The organism is Burkholderia sp. HI2761 (assembly GCF_002223355.1).
GTDB lineage: Bacteria > Pseudomonadota > Gammaproteobacteria > Burkholderiales > Burkholderiaceae > Burkholderia.
The window spans coordinates 1638506-1657612 of the sequence record NZ_NKFN01000007.1; the positions used below are offsets into that span (position 1 = coordinate 1638506).

Below are 19107 nucleotides of genomic sequence, written 5' to 3' on the forward strand. Positions count from 1 at the left end.
GGCGCGGCGAGCAGGCGGGCGTTGGGCAGCCGGCGCATGCCGGTCATTGACGCGGGCCGGTCACCTGCAGATAAACCAGTGCGCCGCCCGCGAGCAGCAGCGGGCACAGGAAATACCATCCGGTCGTCACGAACAGCCCGGCGACCGCAATCAGCGAAATCCACGCGCAGCGATATGCGATGCCGCCACGCGGCAGCAGCTTCAGCGCAGCCGCCGCGCCGAGCCCGTACACCATCACGAAACATCCGGACGTCACGAGCACGAGCGGCTTCGGTCCGACGTCCGACAGCGCCGTGGCGGCCAACGCGATGGCCGCGAGCACCGCGATCACGCCGAGGCTGCGGCGCGGCACGCCGCCGACCTGGCTGCCTTGCGCGAGCCAGGCGGGCAGTGCGCCGTCGCGCCCCAGCGCCGCGCCGAGTTTTGCCGCGCCGGCGAAATACGCGTTCATCGTGCCGAGCGTGAGCAGCAGCGCGGCGGCGGCGGCCAGCACCTGCGCATGGCCGCCGATGCCGCCCGCGATCAGTTCGGCGAGCGGCGCGCCCGATGCCCCCGCGGAAGGCCCGAGCACCATCACGCTCGCGGCGGCGACCGACAGATACAGGAACCCGACGACCACGACCGCGATGCCGGCCGAGCGCGGCATGTCGTGCGCGGGCCGGCGGAACTCGGCCGCGAGATGCGTGATCGCTTCCCAGCCGGCGAAGCTCCACACGAGCAGCGCGGCGGCCTCGCCGACCGCGAGCCAGCCGTGCGGGGCAAACGGATGCAGGTTCGCGGTGCGGGCATGCGGCGCGGACGCAAGCACCGCGGCAAGCAGCAGCGCGACGAGCAGCGCCGACAACACCAGTTGCATGCGGCCCGACACGGTGACGCCGAACGCGTTCGCGGCCGACACGGTCGCGATCAGCGCGGCGGCCGTGACGATGACCGTCGTGTGTCCGCCGCCCGTGACGGCCGCGACGTATGCGCCGCCGAACATCGCGGCGGCCGGCGCGCCGGCCGGCACCGCGAAATAGAAGCACCAGCCGACGATGGCCGCGGCCTTCGGGCCGAATGCGCGCCGCGCGTAGGTCGACACGCCGCCCGCATCGGGATAGCGGGCGCCGAGTGCGGCGAAGGTGGCCGCGAGCGGCCCGGACAGCACGACGAGCGCGGCCCATGCGAGTAGCGAGGCCGGCCCGGCGACTTCGGCGGCGAGCGCGGGCAGCGCGATCACGCCGGTGCCGAGCACCGCGCCGATGTAGAGCGCGGCGCCCTGGAAAATGGTCAGCGAACCCGCGTGATCGGCAGCGGGCGAATCGGCATGCGAAGGCATGAGCGGTAGTCTCCGGAAGTCTTGTTTTGTGTAGACGAGGCGCGTGAGCCCGCGCGGTCGATCGTTCGATGCTACCCGAACGATGGCGTCCGCGCGGCCCGGCGATCAGTAGTCGTGTGCCGTGTGCGTGTCAGCCGATGTCAGCAGGAACGTGCGAGCCGCAGGCGCGCGTCCTCGCGCGCGGCAGGCGACAGTTCGGGTGCGTAATGGAACGACCCCGCCACGAGCGATGCGACGGGCACGCCGTCGCGGAACAGCACGCGATTGCCGGCCAGCGCCGGCACCTTGTCGCCGAGCAGCAGCGTGCCGGCGAGATTCAGCGGGTCGGCGCCCGTCACGCATACATATTGCCCATCGCCCGGTTGCCGCCGCAGTTCGCGCAGGATCGGGATGGCCTCGGGCAGCGCGAACTGCTCGCCCGCGAGCCCGGCGACGAAGCGACCGCCGCGAATCTCGCCGCGTGCTTCGAGGCGCTGCAGCACGCGCACGAGTTCGCGCCAACTCGGCAGCCAGTCGGCTTCGCGTTCGAGCAGCCGCCAGAACACGACGCCGTAGCGGCGCAGCAGCGTCCACGCGATGTGTTCGAGCGCGTCGGGATCGGTCGTGGCGGGGCCGCGTTTCGGTGCGGGCGTGTCGTCGTCCGGCGCTGCCTGACGCTGCACGAGCGCCCAGCGGCCGGCGTCGTCCATCCCGCCGATCAGCGCACCGCCGCGTCGCGTACGCGGTGCATAGGTCGCACTGCGCTTGACGGCCGGCTTGAGCAGCGCGCGCAGGCCCGCGTAACTGTCCGCATTCACGAGGCCGGCCGACACGAGTTCGCCGAGCGCCTGTTCGAGCTCGACGGGCAGCATGTGCAGGTCGTCGAGCAATGCGTCGAAGAACATCGCGCCGTGGGCGGCGAGCGCGTCGCGCACCTGTGCGGCGCGTGCGGACAGCGCCGGCTGCGCATCGGGATCGCGTAGCGCCTGCCACGCGGAAAGATGGCGGCGCGGCAACAGCACGATCGGCGTCGTCTTCACGGGCGTGCCGGCCGCGCGCGCCGGCACGCCGATACGGGTCCACACCAGCTTGCCCGAGCGGCACAGCTCGTCGAGGCCGCCCGCCGTGTAGTCGGTGAGCCGCGCGGGCAGCAGCGCGTCCTCCCAGGCGCTCGCCGCGGCCTCGTAGCCTTCGAGCTGTTCGACCACGGCGGCCAGCGCGTCGCGGCCGGTGCCGCGCGTGTCGGGCGTCAGATGCTGCCAGTGGAACAGGAAGCGCATGAAATCGGCGCGTTCGACCGGCTCGATCTCGCGCCGCAGCCGCTTCACCGTATAGCGATGAATGCGCGCGAGCAGGTGACGTTCGCACCATTCGTCGGTCGTCGCGCCCGGCGTGAAGCGGCCGCGCATCACGTAGCCTTCGCGCTCCAGCGCCGCGAGCGCCGTCGCGATCGACGCGATCGACGCGGGCGGCAGGCCGAGCGGCGCGGCGATCGCATCGAGCGTCAACGGCCCGAAGCCGGTGAGCCGCGCGCGGATCACGTCGACGAGCGCCGCATCCGCTTCCCACGGCTGCGCGCATGCGGGCGGTACCTTGAGCGCCGGTGTCACGCGGGCGTCGGGATGCAACGCGCGCAGGCACACGAGCCGTTCGACCGGCACCCACAGCGCGGCGCCGCCCGGCGTCGCGAGTTTCGTCGCGCGGCGGCGTTCCGCGAGTTCCGCGAGTCGCTCGGGCCAGCCGGCGTGGGCGTGCGCTTCGCTGTCGGCGACGCAGGCGAGCGTGAGCAGCGCATCGTGCATTTCGTCGGCGTCGCGCACGAGCGGCCACGCTTCGTCGCGCACCGCGGCGATCGCGTCGGCGTCGAGCGCGCCGAGATCGTCGGCCGATTCGGGGTCGCTCCAGCGGCGCGACTGCACGGCCTGCGTGCGGCGCTCCTCGAGCGGCGCATCGTCGAGGAACGCGTAGGGCTTCGCGTTCAGGATCTCGGCCGCGAGCGGCGACGGCGCGGGCAAGTCGCGCGCGACGAGCTCGATCGCGCCGCTTTCGATCCGGCGCAGCAGCGCAAGCCAGCCGTCGGTGTCCATCGCGTCGTGCAGGCAATCGTCGAGCGTCTGGTCGACGAGCGGATGATGCGGAATCTCGCGTTCGCCGACGACGTTCTCGAGGCACGCGACCTGATCGGGGAACACCGTCGCCAGCAGATCGTCGCTCTTCATCCGTTGCAATTGCGGCGCGGTGCGCTTGCCGCCGGTGAAACGCGGCAGCGCGAGCGCGGTGGTCGCGTTCCAGCGCCAGCGCACGCCGAACATCGGCGCGTCAAGCAGCGCCTGGATCAGCACATGCTCGGCGCTGGCCGAACGCAGGTAGCGCCACACTTCGTCGAGCGCGAAGCTGTGCGCGAGCGACAGCGACAGGATGATCGCGTCGTCGGTGGCGGCTGCCTGGAGTTCGAAGTTGAAGTTGCGGCAGAAGCGCTTGCGCAGCGCGAGCCCCCATGCACGGTTGATCCGGCTGCCGAACGGCGAATGGATCACGAGCTGCATGCCGCCCGATTCGTCGAAGAAACGCTCCATCACGAGCGTGTCCTGCGTCGGCAATGCGCCGAGCGCCGCGCGGGTGCGCGCGAGGTAGTCGGCGATCTGGCGCGCGGCGTCGGGCGACAAGTGGAGATCGTCGACGAGCCAGCGCAACGCGGGCGCAAGGCGGCTTTCGGCGGGGGCGAGCGCGGTGGCGGTTGCGGCTGTTGCCTCGGCTTCCGTTTCCGCATTGCTCGCCGCGTGGTCGGCGCGCTTGCGCCCGGCGGTGCCGGCCTGGCGGTCGCCGTCCGCGAACAGCCCGTCGAGCCGCGCGCGCAGCCGGCCGACCGCCGCCGACAGCTCGTCGCTGCGCCCGAGCCCCTCGCCGAGCCAGAACGGAATGCTCGGCGATTGACCTTGCGCATCCTCGACGCGCACGCGGCCCGTTTCCACGCGAATGATCCGGTACGACTGGTTGCCGAGCTGGAACACGTCGCCGGCCAGGCTCTCGATCGCGAAATCCTCGTTGACGGTGCCGACCTGGATGCCCTGCGGTTCGAGCAGCACCGCGTAGTCGGCCATGTCGGGGATCGTGCCGCCGGAGGTGGTCGCGGTCATCATCGCATTGCGGCGGCCGCGCACGGTGCCGCCGACCACGTCGCGGTGCAGGTACGCGCCGCGCACGCCGCGGCGGCTCGTGAAGCCCTCGGCGAGCATCGTCATCACTTCGTCGAAGCGTTCGCGCGTCAGCCGCGCGTACGGCGCGGCGCGCGTGAAGCTCGCGTACAGCGCGTCTTCCTGCCATTCGGCGCACGCGACTTCGGCGACGATCTGCTGCGCGAGCACGTCGAGCGGCGCTTCGGGAATTCGCAGCGCATCGAGTTCGCCGCGTTGCACGCAGTCGAGCAGCGCCGCGCATTCGACCAGCTCGTCGCGCGACAGCGGAAACAGGCGCCCCTTCGGCACGCCGCCGACATGGTGTCCCGAGCGGCCGACGCGCTGCAGGAACGGCGCGATGCCGCGCGGCGAGCCGACCTGGCAGACGAGATCGACGTCGCCGATGTCGATGCCGAGTTCGAGCGACGCGGTCGCGACGAGCAGTTTCAGTTCGCCACGTTTCAGGCGCTGCTCGGCGTCGAAGCGGTGCTCCTTCGCCAGACTGCCGTGGTGCGCGGCGATCGCGTCCTTGCCGAGCCGGTCGGCGAGATGGCGCGCCATGCGCTCGGCGGTGCGCCGCGTGTTGACGAACACCAGCGTCGTACGATGCGCGGCCGCGAGGCCGGCGATGCGGTCGTATACCTGTTCCCACACGTCGGTCGCCATCACCGGTTCGAGCGGCACGTTCGGCAGTTCGAGCGCGAGATCGCGCTCGCGGGTGTGGCCGGTGTCGACGATCGTGCAGTCGCGCGGCGCGTCGGCCGGGCCGCCGACGAGGAAGCGCGCGACCGCGTCGATCGGCTTTTGCGTGGCCGACAGCCCTATGCGCGGCAGCGCGCGCCCGGTCAGCGCGTCGAGGCGTTCGAGCGACAGCGCGAGATGGCTGCCGCGCTTGGACGAGGCGAGCGCATGAATTTCGTCGACGATGACCGAGCGCACGTTCGACAGCATCTGCCGCCCCGATGTGGACGACAGCAGCACGTACAGCGATTCGGGCGTCGTGACGAGGATATGCGGCGCGCGCTTGCGCAGCGCGGCGCGCTCGGCCTGCGTCGTGTCGCCGGTGCGCACCGCGGTGCGGATCGCCGGCACCGGCAGGCCGAGTTGCCCGAGCGATTCGGCGATGCCGGCGAGCGGCGCATCGAGGTTCACGTGGATGTCGTTCGACAGCGCCTTCAGCGGCGAGACATAGACGACCAGCGTCGCGTCGGGCAGCGTACCGTCGTGCGCGAGCGCATCGCGCACCAGATCGTCGAGCGCGCACAGGAATGCGGTGAGCGTCTTGCCGGAACCCGTCGGCGCGGCGACGAGCGTGGAGCGGCCAGCCTTGATGTGCGGCCACGCGAGCGCCTGCGCGCCGGTCGGCGCGGCGAACGTGCGCCGGAACCACGCGGCGACGGCCGGGTGGAATACGTCGATCGCGCGGGTAGCTGGGCGGGTAGCGGTGACGTCCATCGGAGCGTTGAAATGGGGTGCGAGCGTGCGGATGTATCGCACGCGAATCGAATCGTCAGTGTGCCAGACGTCGCGCATGCGTGCCGGGCGTGCGTGCCGGCGATTCACACTCAGATGGGGGCCTGCCCCGCGCTTTCAATGGACGGAAAGTTGCATGCCCGTCGGCATGCCGATCGCGTGCGGAATTGTGTCGAATTGCAACTAGACGCGATGCAGCCAGCCGAGCCAGTGTTCGATCAGCGGCGCACGCGACCACAGCGACTGCGCGAGCCACAGCGTGCCGCCCCAGGCGGCGGCCACCACGATCAGGTCGCAATGCCCGCTGTTCCACAGGTTGAGCGAGTGGCGCCGCCAGATCCACGGTACGCCGAGCGGATTGGGCCAGTCGGCGAGCAGATGCATCACGCCGCCGCAGGCGAAGCCGAACAGCGGCGCGGCCCAAAGCGGATGCGGATGATGGATGAGCCCGTGCCATCCGAGCGCGAGCAGCGCGAGCCAGCCGATGCCCCAGTGCGTGATGGTGCGATGCGTGATCCACAGGCGGCGCTTGCGGCTCCACCATGCGACTTCGAGCCAGTCGGGCGCGGTGCCGCCCGCGACGCCCGCCGCGAACGCGGCGAGCATGCCCGAATGCCAGGGGCCGGTTGCGCCGGTTTGGGCGACGAGGACGGCGGCGGCGACGCCGGCCGCGAAGCCGGACGCGTGATGCGCATTGTGTGATGCCATAGGGAGCGAGACGAGGAAACATGAAGCGGCGCGTGCACGAAACGATGATGCGGCGCGCAAACGGGGCGCTATCTTCGCAGATCGGCCTGTGCCGCGGGTGGCTCGTTCGCGGATTTTTTTGCTCGCGCTGCGGGGGCTGCCCCACGGTTCGCAACTTTCGGTTTTGTGCGTTGCGCGACGGCGCCCACCGCTCGCGATGTCGAGCGATCCCCGTGCGCGTCGCGGCGCCGCAACGTGACCGCGCGTACACGATCGGCACGCTTTCGCCTCCGCCGCGTGTTCGACCCTTTTTGTCCCCCTATACTACGAAGCCGGCATATGGCCGCCGGCGCGCCAGCGGCCATCCACGGATCAGGTGCTCGTCGTGCCTGAACGAGATCCACATGGGGGACATGCAATGACTACGCTGAATCGCTTCAAATCATCCGCCGCCGTGCTCGCGACGGTGGCCGGCATCGGCTTCCTGCCGAACGCGCCCGCCTACGCGAAAGGGCCGCAGCCCGCGGTCCTGACGAGCTCCGCGGTGGCGGTGGCCGACAAGTACAGCGCGGATGCGGCGGAGCGGATCTTCAAGGAAGGCGGCAACGCGATCGACGCGGCCGTCGCGATCGCGTTCACGCTCGCCGTCACGTACCCGGAAGCCGGCAACATCGGCGGCGGCGGCTTCATGACGATCTACAAGGATGGCAAGCCGTACTTCATCGATTATCGCGAGCGCGCGCCGCTCGCCGCGACGAAGGACATGTACCTCGACAAGGACGGCAACGTCGTCAAGGGCATGAGCCTGTACGGCCCGCGCGCGGTCGGCGTGCCGGGTACGGTGGCGGGCATGTGGGAAGCGCAGAAGCGCTTCGGCAAGCTGAAGTGGAAGCAGGTGCTCGCGCCGGCGATCCACTATGCGCGCGACGGCTTTGTCGTCGATGAGCAACTGGCGCAACGCGGCGTCGACGCATCGAAGGAGTTCGGCGGCAAGACCAACTTCGACAAGTACTTCTCCGGGCTGAAGGCCGGCGTGAACTTCAAGCAACCCGATCTCGCCGACGTGCTGACGCGCATCGCGGACGGTGGAGCGGAAGGCTTCTACAAGGGCAAGACGGCCGAGCTGATCGCCGCGTCGATGAAGACCGGCGACGGCAACGGGCTGATCACGACCGAGGATCTCGCGCAGTACCGCGCGGTGTGGCGCCAGCCGGTGCAGGCGAAGTGGAACGGCTATGACGTGATCACCGCGCCGCCCCCGAGTTCGGGCGGCATCGGTCTCGTGCAACTGCTGAAGATGAAGGCCGACCTGAAGCAGGATTTCGAGGGCGTGAAGCTCAACTCGCCGCAGTACGTCCACCTCGTCGCGGAAATCGAGAAGCGCGTGTTCGCCGATCGGGCGCAGTATCTCGGCGATCCCGACTTCTACAAGGTGCCCATCGCGCAGCTGACCGACGATGCCTACATCGCGAAGCGCGCGGCCGAGGTCAACCCGAAGGAGCCGTCGGATACGAAGAGCGTGCAGCCGGGCCTCGGCACGACGATGCCGGAGAAGGCCGAAACGACGCACTTCTCGGTGGTCGACAAGTGGGGCAACGCGGTGTCGAACACGTACACGATCAACGGCTATTTTGGCTCGGGCGTGATCGCCGACGGCACGGGCATCGTGCTGAACGACGAGATGGACGACTTCTCCGCGAAACCGGGCGTTGCCAACATGTTCGGCGTGGTCGGCAGCGACGCGAACGCGATCGAACCGAAGAAGCGCCCGCTGTCCTCGATGTCGCCGACGATCATGACCAAGGACGGCAAGGTGTCGCTCGTGATCGGCACGCCGGGCGGCTCGCGCATCTTCACGTCGATTTTCCAGGTGATCAACAACATCTACGACTTCAAGATGCCGTTGAAGGAGGCCGTTGGCGCGATGCGTTTCCATCACCAGCTGCTGCCGCCGAATACGATCTTCTGGGAGCCGTACCATCCGATCGAAGGCGAACTCGCGAAGCAGATCGAGGCGCGCGGCTATACGCTGAAGGGTCAGGATTTCAGCGGCGACATCCAGGTCATCAAGATCGACGGCAAGACGCCGGAAGCAATGGCCGATCCGCGCGGGCGGGGCGTGACGCGGGTCATTCGTTGACGTTGACGTTGACGTTGACGTTGACGTTGACGTTGACGTTGACGTTGACGTTGACGTGAAGCGATGCGTGCGCGTCGGCGACAGCGGCCGCGCGCGCCGTTCGGCAGCCGGTGGTTCGATCCGGCTGTCGAATTTTTTTAGCCGGTCGTTCGGAGGAATTCCGCGATCCGCGCGGCAATGGCATCGGGCGCATCCTCGAAGCAGTAGTGCCCGACGCCTGCCAGCCGCTCGATCGGCGCGGACGGAAACAGTGCGGTAAAGAGCGGCAGGAAGTGTTCGGCGCCGAGCGTTCGGTCGGCGTCTCCCCAGATCGCGAGCGCGGGCTTGCCGCGTATCGCGCGCAGTGCCGCCGCGTCGGGTTCCTCGAACCGATGCGCGCCGGCCGCGTACCCCCGCGCCCATCCGATCGCGCCGAGACAGTCGGCCGGTTGCGCGAACGGCGCGCCGTATGCGGCGATCCACGTATCGGTGATGATCGCGTGGTTCTCGAAGCCGTTCAGTTTCAGCGTGCTCAGGATGTTGAAGCCGAGCTGTCCGAGCACCGTTTCGAGCGTGTCGTCGGCCGCCGCGCGCATGATCCACCGGAACCAAGGTGCATCGCGGCCGTTCGCACTCGCGCGCTCGCCGAGATCGGGTTGACCGAACGGCGTCGGGCCGTTGGCCGACACGATGCGCCGGATCCGGTCCGGATGCCGCGCGGCGAGCCCCATGCCGACTGGGCCGCCAAAGTCGTGCATCACGAGCGTGATGCGATCGAGGTCGCGCGCAAGCACGAAATGCTCGAGATTGTCGATGTGATCCTGCAGCCAGTAGCTGCGGTCCTGCGGCGTCGCGCTTTTGCCGAAGCCCATGTGGTCGGGCACGACGACGCGGTATGTCGGGCTCAACGCGGTCACCAGGTGACGAAACAGATAGCCCCATGTGGGCTCGCCATGCAGGCACAGGACGATTTCGCCGTCGCGCGGGCCTTCGTCCGCGTAGTGCATCCGGAAGCCGGACGCGTCGTCGAAATGCGGGGCGAATGGAAAGGTGCCGTCGAACGTGGCATCGGACCAGATCATCGAACGCTCCTTCGGTAGTCGGACGAGTGGTTTCAAGTTGAAACTGAATCGAAGCGTAGGCCATACGGTTTCAAGTTGCAACCAAATAATCGAGAGGGCAGTAGTCAGGTGCGGAGCCGGTCGAGTGGAACCACGCGATGGAAAGCTGCGATGCTTGACTCCTTACGTGGAACGGTATGAATAGTTGTGCCAAACCGGGTAGAGCGATCGTTCCGTTCGTCGATCCCAAGCAGTCGGGCCCCTCGAATTGATCTTTTCATGATATGGTTTTATATTGAAACTGTTCAATTCAACGAAACCGACCGCCGTTCAGCCCATATCCCGGCCACGGCATCGCCGCATGCACCGATGAACAGACGAACCACGCACGAAGATTCCCTTTGCGGCGTCGCCCGCCCGCTGGACGCGATCGGCGACTGGTGGTCGCTGCTAATCGTCCGCGATGCGTTCGACGGGCTGCGTCGCTTCGGCGAATTCCAGAAAAATCTCGGCCTCGCGAAGAACATCCTCGCCGCGCGTCTGCGCAACCTGGTCGCGCACGGGATCATGGACGTCGTGCCAGCCGCGGACGGCGGCGCGCATCACGAATACGTGCTGACCGAGAAGGGGCGCGGGCTGTTTCCGCTGCTCGTCGCGCTGCGGCAGTGGGGCGAGGATTTCTTCTTCGAACCGGATGAGGCACACGTGTTGCTCGTCGACCGGAAAACCGGGCTGCCGGTCAGGAAGCTGGAGTTGCGTTCGCAGGACGGGCGGGTGCTCGGGCCGGAAGATACGGTCGTGCTGCCGCCGCCCGACTGACACGCGGCGAACCGGCGGGACCGCGGGCGGGCCGGCGGGCTGCCCGCATGCCGCTTCCGACGGGCGCGGCCGCCTATTTTCATGAATTTGACGCGCGACACTGGGATAATGGCCGAGTTTGGCTGCGTCAATGATGGAAGGAGGCCCCATGGGCGACAACGATACCCGCACCGAGACCGACGACCGTACCGATACGAACTCGATGGAAACACGCCAGCGCCGTTTCGAGGAGGATCTCGTCGACGCATACGACGAAGAGCTCGAGATGGAGCTCGACGACCGCCGCTTCGACGAGGGCGACGACCTGCTGTTCTCGCGCGAGCGTCGCGAGGCGCGCAAGGAATATTTCCGCGAGTTGTTCCGCCTGCAGGGCGAACTCGTGAAGCTGCAGGACTGGGTGGTGAACACCGGGCACCGGCTCGTCGTCATTTTCGAGGGGCGCGACGCGGCCGGCAAGGGCGGGGCGATCAAGCGCATCACGCAGCGGCTGAACCCGCGCGTGTGCCGCGTCGCCGCGCTACCCGCGCCGAACAACCGCGAGCGCACGCAATGGTACTTCCAGCGCTACGTCGCGCATCTGCCGGCAGGCGGCGAGATCGTGCTGTTCGATCGCAGTTGGTACAACCGCGCGGGCGTCGAACGCGTGATGAATTTCTGTACCGACGACGAGTACGAGGAATTTTTCCGGTCGGTGCCCGAGTTCGAGAAGATGCTCGTGCGCAGCGGGATCCAGATCGTCAAATACTGGTTCTCGATCACCGATCACGAGCAGGAGATGCGCTTTCAGAGCCGGATCGCGGATCCGCTGAAGCAGTGGAAGCTGAGCCCGATGGACCTCGAAAGCCGCCGTCGCTGGGAGGCTTATACGGCCGCGAAGGAAGAGATGCTGCAGCGCACGCACATTCCCGAGGCGCCGTGGTGGGTCGTGCAGGCCGTCGACAAGAAGCGCGCGCGGCTGAATTGCATTCATCATCTGCTCGGCCAGGTGCCGTATCACGAGGTGCCGCGCCCGAGCATCGATCTGCCGCGGCGCGAGCATCACGAGGATTACATTCGCCGGCCGGTGCCCGACAACATGATCGTGCCGGACGTTTATTGACCGGTTCGCGCCGGTCGATCGCGATGGGATGAAGCGCGCCGCGTGATGCGGCGCGTTTTTTTGTTTCCGGTTGAGGGCGGACGAGTCGGCCCGACAGGGTTTACAGCCTTTCAAGATGTCGGACTGACGGTCTCGACAGCGTGCCCCAATGCGCGCGTTGATGTGCGTGGATGCCGTTGAAACGGTGCGATTCCGACGCACCGGGAAAAACAATAGCGGCGAGCGCTCCAAGCGTGCGCCGCTCGGGTCTGTCGCTGCAACGGCTCAAATCTCCGGAAACCCCGAGCGCCCCTGCGTCAGATCGAACAGTTCGATTCTTGCCGACGCTTCGGCGGTTTCGGGCAGCTTGATCACGAGCTTCACCGTCATCCCGTACGCGCTGTCCACCAGCGCGTAGCCGGCCTGTTCGATCCAGCGGCGCACGCGCGCTTCTTCCGGGTAGCCGATCTCGATCGCGAGCCGCGTGTGCCGAATGCGCTCGACGCGCTCGGCATCGAGCAGCGCCGACGCGATCGCATCCGTGTACGCACGCACCAGCCCGCCCGCGCCGAGCTTCACGCCGCCGTAGTAACGCACGACCGCGCCGAGCACGCCGTCGAGGTCGTGATGGCGCAGCACTTCGAGGATCGGCCGGCCCGCGGTGCCCGACGGCTCGCCGTCATCCGACATACCCGACTGGCCGCCCGCCAGCAACGCCCAGCACACATGGGTGGCCGCCGGATGCTCGTCGCGCAGACGCTGCAGTACCTGCATCGCGGCATCGCGATCCTCGACGGGAACGGCATACGCGATGAAACGGCTCTTGCGGATTTCGAGTTCGCGGGTGTACGAGGTGGCGAGCGAGTAACTCATGCGTCGCGACGCGGAAAGCGTAGGGAAATCAAGGTGATGATGGCGGGTGGATGCTTTTGACGTTGGCCCGGGGACGGATGGATATCGTCTGCATAAGCGCGGGGCGAAGACGCGATTTTACCGTGGCGCGCGTCGAGGCATTTCGATGCCGTCACCCCATGGTTCGAGCGGCGTGCCGGATACGAATCGACGAAGCGCGCCGCGGGCCGATGTGGTTGGCTCGACCTGTCGCAGAGTATGGTCAAGCGCGAGGTAATCGAGTTTCACGACAGCGAGCGGTTCTGGCTCGTCAACCGGTCATTCGTCAGTCGGATACATATCCGAAACGGGACGGCCTCGGATGCGTATTCCGGAGGGCACGAAGAGGACCAATTGACCTGCAATATCTCGCAACGATGACTCGCTGCCGTCGTCCGCTCGATCAAGGACGGAAGCGCGGAGTCCTGTTCGTTTATCAGTTCGTCCAGCGCACGCAGTTTGCTTTCCCGCGATGGGCTCAAGTCAATTCATCGATGCCGCGCGCGGCATCAGCGCACGCCAACCGACGACCGTAGCGCCGCGCCCAGCGTGCGCAGCGCCTGTCTGGCTCGCGCGTCAGTCAAGCTCGAGTAGAGCACCACGTCGCGCGTCGGCAGCGGCGGCAGTCCGTACCGCGTACCCACGTCGACGGTGCCGGCGGGCGCCACGCGATGCCCGAGCGCCGCGACGGCCAGCCCCGCGGACACCGCCGCGCCGATCGTCGCCACGCCGCCGCCGACAAAGACTTCCGTCCACGCGACACCGGCTTCGTTCAGCGCGTCGACCGCCATGCGGCGCACGCTGCATGGTTCGGCCTGCGTGGCGAGCCGCAGCGGTTGCGGCGGGTGGTACTCGAAATCGGCCGCCGCCATCCAGCCGAACGACTCCGACAGGATGGTTTCGCCGTCGAGCCGCCGGCTGTCGTGCTGCAGCGCGACGGCCGCATCGAGCTGGCCGCGATCGAACGCATCGAGCACGTCGCGCGACGCGGCGACGCGGATCTCCAGCACGAGCGCCGGCTCCGCTTCGCTCATCCGCCGCAGCAGCATCGGGAGATCGGCGCCGACGACATGGTGGCTGACACCGATGACCAACCGTCGCTGGCTCGTGCCGAACGCGCTGATCGCGCCATGGTGAGCGGCCACCAGTTCGCGCGCCGGTTCCAGGAACGCGGTGCCGTCGGCCGACAGGCGAACCTGCCGCGGCGTACGTTCCAGCAGGCGGCGGCCGAGCCCGTCTTCCAGCCGCTTGATCTTCAGGCTCACCGCGGACTGCGTCGTGTCCAGCGCTTCCGCGGCCCGCGTGAAGCTCTTGAGATCGGCGGTCAGCACGAATGCCTGCACGGCTTCGACGTCGAGCGTTTTCATCGCACCCTCGTTCATTTCAAAATCGAATCATTGAAATATTCTGCCATCGCCTTTTTAAATAATTCAAGGTCTTCTACGCTGCCTTCATTCCGTTCGTTTCTTTCGCCAGGAGTCGATCATGCTGACCGCGTACTACGTGCACCGCCTGCCGGCGGGCTACGACCTCGACATCATCCGCCGTCGCGTGCGCGAGCGCGGCCGGCTCTGGGACGACACGCCAGACCTGCTGTTCAAGGGCTTCCTGTTGCGCGAGGCCGGCCGCCACGGCGCGACGGAAAACGGCTACGCGTCGTTTTACCTGTGGCGCAACGAACAGGCGTTCGCGCGGTTCGTGACGGACGGCCGCTATCGGATCGTGACGGACAGCTTCGGCCGCGCGCCGATCGACACGCAGGTTGCGCTCGACGCGCGCAAGGGCAGCGCGTCGACGGGACGTTTCGCGCGTCTGGAGACGATCGAGATTCCGGCGGACGCCGATCTCGACGCGGCACTGGCGCGGGAGATCGCACGCAATCGCGACGCGGCGGCTCGGCAGGGCGTGGTCGCGGCGGCCGTCAGTCTCGATCCGCTGCGCTGGCGGTTGACGCGTGCGCTCGTGACGGAACATGAACCGGACGACGGCGGCGCCGGCACGGTGTACCAGGTCCTGCATCTGGCGAGGCCGTTGCTCGACACACTGGAAGCGGGCGGCGCGTGATGGCCGGCATCGCGTCGCGATTGCCGGCCGGTGTGGTGATTGCCGCGCATCTGGCGGGTGTGGTGGTGGGTATCGCCGCGATTGCGGCGCTTGCGACGGTGCTGGCGCTGTTGCTCCGGTGAGCGCTTCAGCGCAGGGATGATTGACGCGGGAGCGCCGAGCATGCGATGCATGGCGCCCCCGGGTGCTTCATCGCCGCTCGCTCAGTGGCCCTGCAAGCGGATATCGCGTGACGACGCGCCGACATACACGGTCCCGCCCGAGACGACCCGCCAGCCGTTGCGCGACGTATCCCAGACGCTCTGCATGCGCGGCGACACGGTCACATGCACACGCCGCGCCTCGCCCGGATTCAGCCGGATCTTGTCCCAGCCGACCAGCCGCTTCGGCGGCTCGTCCTTGTACGGCACGCCGAGATAGACCTGCGGCGTTTCCGCGCCGGCAACGCGCCCGTCGTTGCGCACGGTAAACGCGACGTTCAACGAGCCGTCCCATTGCTTCGACACCGACAGCCCCGAGTACGCGAAGTGCGTGTACGACAGGCCGTAGCCGAACTCGAACATCGGCTTGATGTTGCGCGCGTCATACCAGCGGTAGCCCATGTTCAGCTTTTCCGCGTACACCGGGTCGGTGTCGAACGTGCCGTTTTGCCCCCACGTCGGCGAGTCCTGATCGCGCGCCGGGAAAGTGACGGGCAGCTTGCCGGACGGATTGACCGCACCGAACAGCACGTTCGCGATCGCCTTGCCGCCGGCTTCGCCCGGATACCACGCCTCGACGATGGCCGACACGTTGTCCTTCCACGGCATCAGCACCGGGTTGCCGCTCTGGACGACGACGATCGTATGCGGATTCGCGCGCGCGACGGCTTCGACGAGCGCATCCTGGTTCGACGGGTTCGCGAGGCTCAGGCTCTGCAGATCGCCGAAATCCTCGCCGGCCGGCTGCGTGACCACGACGATCGCGACATCGGAGCGGCCCGCGAGCGCCACGGCCTGGTCGATCTCCTGCTGCGTGTACGCGCGGAACGGCGACTGCTGGTCGCTGTTGCCGGCGAACGTGACCTGCGCGGCCGGCGCCAACGCGCGGATCGCCGCGACGATCGGCACGTCGACCTTGAGCCACGGATTGCGCCACCAGCTGCACCCGGTCGACGAGCCGAACGTCAGGCCGCCGCAACCGGCGAACGAACCCGATACGGGATCGCGCGTATTGCCCGAGCCGCCGCCGGACAGCACGGCCGCATCCGCATGGCCACCGATCACGGCGATGCGCGACAGCGCCGACGCGACGAGCGGCAACTGATTGCCGTCGTTCTTCAGCAGAACGATCGACTGCTCGGAGGCCGCCTGCGCGAACCGGTTACCGGCCGCGAAATCGATCGTGCCGCCGCCTTTGGCGGGATCGTCCATCACGCCGACGCGGATCATCACGGCGAGCTTGCGGCGCACCATGTCGTCGAGGCGCGCGGTTGACACCGAGCCGTTCGCGATCGCCTGCTTGACGGCCGCCGGCGTCAGATACACGCTCGGTCCGACGTCTTCTTCCTCGTCGAGCCCGGCGTTGATCGCGGCGGCGGTGCTGTGCGTGGCGCCCCAGTCGGACTGCACCTGGCCCTGAAAGCCCCATTCGTTCTTCAGCACGTCGTTCAGCAGGTGAGGGTTCTCGCACGCATAGGTGCCGTTCAGGCGGTTGTAGCTGCACATCACGCTGCCGGGCCGGCCGCGCTTCGCGGCGATCTCGAACGGCAACAGATACAGCTCGCGCAGCGTGCGCTCGTCGATCTGCGTATTGCCGCCCATCCGGCCGTGCTCCTGCTCGTTGCCCGCGTAGTGCTTGATCGTGGCGATGACTTTCTGCCGCTGCGTGGCGATCGTGCGTTCGGCGAGCAGGTCGCCGGCAAGCAGCGGATCCTCGCCGAGATACTCGAACAGGCGCCCGCCGCGCGGCTCGCGCGCGAGGTTGGTGCCGCCGCCGAGGCCCATGCTGAATCCTTGCGCGCGCAACTGGATCGCGACCTGCTTGCCGAAGTCGTACGACAGCCGACGATCCCAGCTCGCGGCGACCGCGATCGTTGCCGGGAACGTCGTGCTGGCCTGCGACGTGCTGCCGGAGCCGGTCGCCGAATCGACCATGTTCAGATCGGGAATGCCGAGCCGCGGCACGCCCTGGATGTAGCCGGCGCCGCCGCCCGGCACCTTGGACATTTCGTATTGCGAATGAATGAATTGAAGTTTCTCGTCGAGCGTCATCTTGCGCACGAGCAGGTCGGCGCGCCGTTGCGCGGCGGACGATGCGAACGCATCGGTCGCGTCGCCCTGCGCATTGAAATCGGCGTCGCCGGCGTAGGCGGTGGTGCAGAGGGTCGCTGCCAGCACGACGGCCGGCCAGAGGGTGTCCCGCATGTTGCTCTCCATGATCGTATTGCCGGTTGTTCGGATGATGTCTGGAGCTGCGCGCGCCAGGTGGATTCGCACCGGACGCATTCGGCTGGCGATGCAGGGTGGTTGCGCGTCGGCATGCCAGGCCAGGCGGGGAATCGTTACGGCCGGTTGGGCTCGACCGGTCAATGCGGGCGGCGACGCGCTGGCCGCCCGACACTGTCGAATCGGATGTAGCGATTCTCTGCTGCGACTAATGGTATGAATGTAGTTTGACTACAGCATCGGTGTTTCTACCGATACGTGTGATCTTTATTTCGTAGGGGCGCGCGGCGGGATGAAAAGGCGGTCATCGTTCCCGATTGCGGGAGGTAAGGCGGGTAAGAAGTACTTGGGAGCAGGCGGTCTTGCGGGGTAATTCGTCAGGATGGGGATCGACTCGTTGCGTGCGCATCGAACGCGGGGAGGGAGCGTCCTGCGCCTCCGCTCCCCGCGTGCGGCCGGCCTGGCTACTTCGTGACGAGTGCGCCGGTCAACCCCGCGCTGATCGCCGGCAGCAGCAGGTTCAGCACGCGGCTTGCGCGGACCAGCCCGGTGTTGTCGACATACACGACATCCTTCGACGCGAGCGGGAACTGGTTCGCGAGCAGCATCGACACCGGCGACTGCATGTCGAGGTGATAGATGACGGGCGCGCTGTCGGCGGCCTTGCGCAGCACGAACACCTGCTTGGCGTTCGACGTTTGCTGGTTGAGCTGACCGGCCTGCGTGAGCGCTTCGCTCAGCGTGAGCGAGCCGTCGCGCAGCGGCGCGACGGCTTGCGGCCTGACCACTTCGCCCATCACGTACACGGGATTGTCGTCGCGCGCGCTCACGTGCAGCATGTCGCCGGGCCTCAGCATGATGTCCGCCGGGTTTTTGCCCGTCTTCATCATCTGCGCGACGTTCAGCGGATAGATCGTGCCGTTGCGGGTGAGCGTGACGCGGCTCTGATCCGCAGTCGGCGCAAAGCCGCCCGCGCGGCTGACGGCTTCGATCAGCGTCATCGGAATGTCGTTGATCGGTTGTGCACCCGGATTACGCACCTCGCCGTCGACGTAGACCTGCGTGGCGCGGAACGACGCGACGCGAACCGTGACCTGCGGCTTGACGAATACCTTGGCGAGTTCGGTCCTGACCTCGTGCTGGAGCTGCGCGACGGTTTTCCCGACCGCGTGGATCGGCCGCGGGACATACGGAAACTGCACGTTGCCGTTGCCGTCGACGACGAAGCCGGGCGCGGCGTCCGCGGCCTTCGTGTTCTGCACCGGTTGCCCGGCGGCCGTCGCGAACTCGGGGTGATCCCATACCGTGATCTGCAGCACGTCGCCGGCGCCGATCCTGTACATGTCCGACTTCGCGAACAGGCTCGGCGCAATGGTCGCACCGGGCGCACGTTTCTGTGCGGCGCGGATCTGCTCGATCTGCGTCAAGTCGATCTGCTTGACCGGCACTTGCATGTCGCTGGTGACGTCGCCGTTGTCGGCGGTCGTGACCGGCAACGCGGTCGAACTCATGTGCTGCCCGGGCACCGTGCAGGCGGACAGCGTCGCGATGGTCGCGAACGAGAACGCCATGCACATGCGGTGCATGGTGGTGCGAGGGTGGCCCGGCGCCACGGAGTCCAGCGGTTGAGCGATTTTCATTTTTGTGTCCAGCATCGTTTAATCGATTGATACGTTATCCGGATCGAATCGAAGGTGCGTGTCGCGCCTTTCGCTTCGTTCTGCACATCGTGACGACACGCGCGGGCAGCATTCGGGCGCACGGCGATCCGCGCGTCGTTCACGGCGAGGCGGCTCCCGGCATCGATTGTCAAACATTGCCAATGACGGAAGGAAGTCGTCATGCGCGGCGGGGACGTGACGGCGATTTCGACGCCGGTTCGCACGTCGCCGTGCCGATCGCGAACAAAGCGTAACGCAGGTTGAACGCCTGGATCGAGCGGTGGCGGCTTAATGTAAGCCATCGCACGCAGCGTGCCGGACATCTATCGCATAGTGGCGCCAACGAACATGGTCG

Annotated in this window: 15 protein-coding genes; 5 read left to right on the forward strand and 10 right to left on the reverse strand. The window is 67.5% G+C overall.

Features of this window, described 5'->3' with window-relative positions; all coding sequences use genetic code 11:
- Window positions 1-43 precede the first annotated feature (43 nt).
- From CFB46_RS25045 to CFB46_RS25055, 3 genes are all read right to left on the reverse strand, one after another.
- Complete coding sequence (locus tag CFB46_RS25045) at window positions 44-1318, reverse strand: APC family permease (protein ID WP_089501629.1); 1275 nt, start codon at window positions 1316-1318, stop codon at window positions 44-46.
- A gap of 140 nt (window positions 1319-1458) precedes the next feature.
- Complete coding sequence (locus CFB46_RS25050; RefSeq protein WP_089502341.1) at window positions 1459-5928, reverse strand: DEAD/DEAH box helicase; 4470 nt, start codon at window positions 5926-5928, stop codon at window positions 1459-1461.
- A 201-nt stretch (window positions 5929-6129) separates the two neighbouring features.
- Window positions 6130-6654, reverse strand: a complete 525-nt coding sequence (locus tag CFB46_RS25055) for a metal-dependent hydrolase (protein ID WP_027782844.1) — start codon at window positions 6652-6654, stop codon at window positions 6130-6132.
- 397 nt (window positions 6655-7051) lie between these two features.
- On the opposite strand from CFB46_RS25055, the gene ggt reads away from it, so the two are divergent.
- Window positions 7052-8773, forward strand: coding sequence for a gamma-glutamyltransferase (gene ggt, locus CFB46_RS25060; RefSeq protein WP_027782845.1), 1722 nt, complete (start codon window positions 7052-7054; stop codon window positions 8771-8773).
- On the opposite strand, the gene CFB46_RS35510 is transcribed toward ggt, so the two are convergent.
- Together CFB46_RS35510 and CFB46_RS25065 are read right to left on the reverse strand one after the other, a co-directional pair.
- A complete protein-coding gene (locus CFB46_RS35510) occupies window positions 8763-8957 on the reverse strand; it encodes a hypothetical protein (RefSeq protein ID WP_143751659.1) in 195 nt (64 codons plus the stop codon). The two genes, ggt and CFB46_RS35510, sit on opposite strands and share 11 nt — an antisense overlap.
- Window positions 8911-9834 (reverse strand): alpha/beta fold hydrolase, encoded by a 924-nt coding sequence (locus tag CFB46_RS25065; protein WP_089501630.1) that lies wholly within the window; start codon window positions 9832-9834, stop codon window positions 8911-8913. Before CFB46_RS25065 ends, CFB46_RS35510 begins: the two co-directional genes overlap by 47 nt.
- Before the next feature lie 348 nt (window positions 9835-10182).
- Here CFB46_RS25065 and CFB46_RS25070 point away from each other — a divergent pair, with 348 nt between their 5' ends.
- A complete protein-coding gene (locus CFB46_RS25070) occupies window positions 10183-10632 on the forward strand; it encodes a winged helix-turn-helix transcriptional regulator (RefSeq protein WP_006479218.1) in 450 nt (149 codons plus the stop codon).
- Window positions 10633-10780: 148 nt separating this feature from the next.
- Window positions 10781-11731: a polyphosphate kinase 2 gene (gene ppk2, locus CFB46_RS25075; RefSeq protein ID WP_089501631.1), complete on the forward strand. Its 951-nt coding sequence runs from the start codon at window positions 10781-10783 to the stop codon at window positions 11729-11731.
- 264 nt (window positions 11732-11995) lie between these two features.
- On the opposite strand, the gene CFB46_RS25080 is transcribed toward ppk2, so the two are convergent.
- Both CFB46_RS25080 and CFB46_RS25085 read right to left on the reverse strand, forming a co-directional pair.
- Window positions 11996-12583, reverse strand: a complete 588-nt coding sequence (locus CFB46_RS25080) for an IMPACT family protein (protein ID WP_089501632.1) — start codon at window positions 12581-12583, stop codon at window positions 11996-11998.
- A gap of 527 nt (window positions 12584-13110) precedes the next feature.
- Window positions 13111-13968, reverse strand: a complete 858-nt coding sequence (locus tag CFB46_RS25085; RefSeq protein WP_089502342.1) for a LysR family transcriptional regulator — start codon at window positions 13966-13968, stop codon at window positions 13111-13113.
- 118 nt (window positions 13969-14086) lie between these two features.
- On the opposite strand from CFB46_RS25085, the gene CFB46_RS25090 reads away from it, so the two are divergent.
- Both CFB46_RS25090 and CFB46_RS36600 read left to right on the forward strand, forming a co-directional pair.
- On the forward strand, window positions 14087-14665 hold the full coding sequence (locus tag CFB46_RS25090; protein WP_089501633.1) for a DUF4865 family protein: 579 nt from the start codon (window positions 14087-14089) through the stop codon (window positions 14663-14665).
- Window positions 14662-14787: a hypothetical protein gene (locus CFB46_RS36600; protein ID WP_256980673.1), complete on the forward strand. Its 126-nt coding sequence runs from the start codon at window positions 14662-14664 to the stop codon at window positions 14785-14787. Before CFB46_RS25090 ends, CFB46_RS36600 begins: the two co-directional genes overlap by 4 nt.
- Before the next feature lie 81 nt (window positions 14788-14868).
- On the opposite strand, the gene CFB46_RS25095 is transcribed toward CFB46_RS36600, so the two are convergent.
- The 3 genes from CFB46_RS25095 to CFB46_RS35520 form a co-directional block, all read right to left on the reverse strand.
- On the reverse strand, window positions 14869-17070 hold the full coding sequence (locus CFB46_RS25095) for a glycoside hydrolase family 3 C-terminal domain-containing protein (RefSeq protein WP_089502343.1): 2202 nt from the start codon (window positions 17068-17070) through the stop codon (window positions 14869-14871).
- 485 nt (window positions 17071-17555) lie between these two features.
- Entirely contained in the window at window positions 17556-18677 is a 1122-nt protein-coding gene (locus tag CFB46_RS25100) for a polysaccharide biosynthesis/export family protein (RefSeq protein ID WP_227789641.1), read from the reverse strand.
- 50 nt (window positions 18678-18727) lie between these two features.
- On the reverse strand, window positions 18728-19075 hold the full coding sequence (locus tag CFB46_RS35520) for a hypothetical protein (RefSeq protein ID WP_143751661.1): 348 nt from the start codon (window positions 19073-19075) through the stop codon (window positions 18728-18730).
- Between the last annotated feature and the right edge of the window lie 32 nt (window positions 19076-19107).

Coding starts and splice junctions, on each gene's coding strand:
- CFB46_RS35520 (WP_143751661.1), bottom strand. CDS start 19,075: ATGTCCGGCACGCTGCGTGCGATGGCTTACATTAAGCCGCCACCGCTC.
- CFB46_RS25080 (WP_089501632.1), bottom strand. CDS start 12,583: ATGAGTTACTCGCTCGCCACCTCGTACACCCGCGAACTCGAAATCCGC.
- CFB46_RS25070 (WP_006479218.1), top strand. CDS start 10,183: ATGAACAGACGAACCACGCACGAAGATTCCCTTTGCGGCGTCGCCCGC.
- CFB46_RS25095 (WP_089502343.1), bottom strand. CDS start 17,070: ATGCGGGACACCCTCTGGCCGGCCGTCGTGCTGGCAGCGACCCTCTGC.
- CFB46_RS35510 (WP_143751659.1), bottom strand. CDS start 8,957: ATGCCATTGCCGCGCGGATCGCGGAATTCCTCCGAACGACCGGCTAAA.
- CFB46_RS25085 (WP_089502342.1), bottom strand. CDS start 13,968: ATGAAAACGCTCGACGTCGAAGCCGTGCAGGCATTCGTGCTGACCGCC.
- CFB46_RS25100 (WP_227789641.1), bottom strand. CDS start 18,677: ATGCACCGCATGTGCATGGCGTTCTCGTTCGCGACCATCGCGACGCTG.
- ppk2 (WP_089501631.1), top strand. CDS start 10,781: ATGGGCGACAACGATACCCGCACCGAGACCGACGACCGTACCGATACG.
- ggt (WP_027782845.1), top strand. CDS start 7,052: ATGACTACGCTGAATCGCTTCAAATCATCCGCCGCCGTGCTCGCGACG.
- CFB46_RS25065 (WP_089501630.1), bottom strand. CDS start 9,834: ATGATCTGGTCCGATGCCACGTTCGACGGCACCTTTCCATTCGCCCCG.
- CFB46_RS25045 (WP_089501629.1), bottom strand. CDS start 1,318: ATGCCTTCGCATGCCGATTCGCCCGCTGCCGATCACGCGGGTTCGCTG.
- CFB46_RS25050 (WP_089502341.1), bottom strand. CDS start 5,928: ATGGACGTCACCGCTACCCGCCCAGCTACCCGCGCGATCGACGTATTC.
- CFB46_RS25055 (WP_027782844.1), bottom strand. CDS start 6,654: ATGGCATCACACAATGCGCATCACGCGTCCGGCTTCGCGGCCGGCGTC.
- CFB46_RS25090 (WP_089501633.1), top strand. CDS start 14,087: ATGCTGACCGCGTACTACGTGCACCGCCTGCCGGCGGGCTACGACCTC.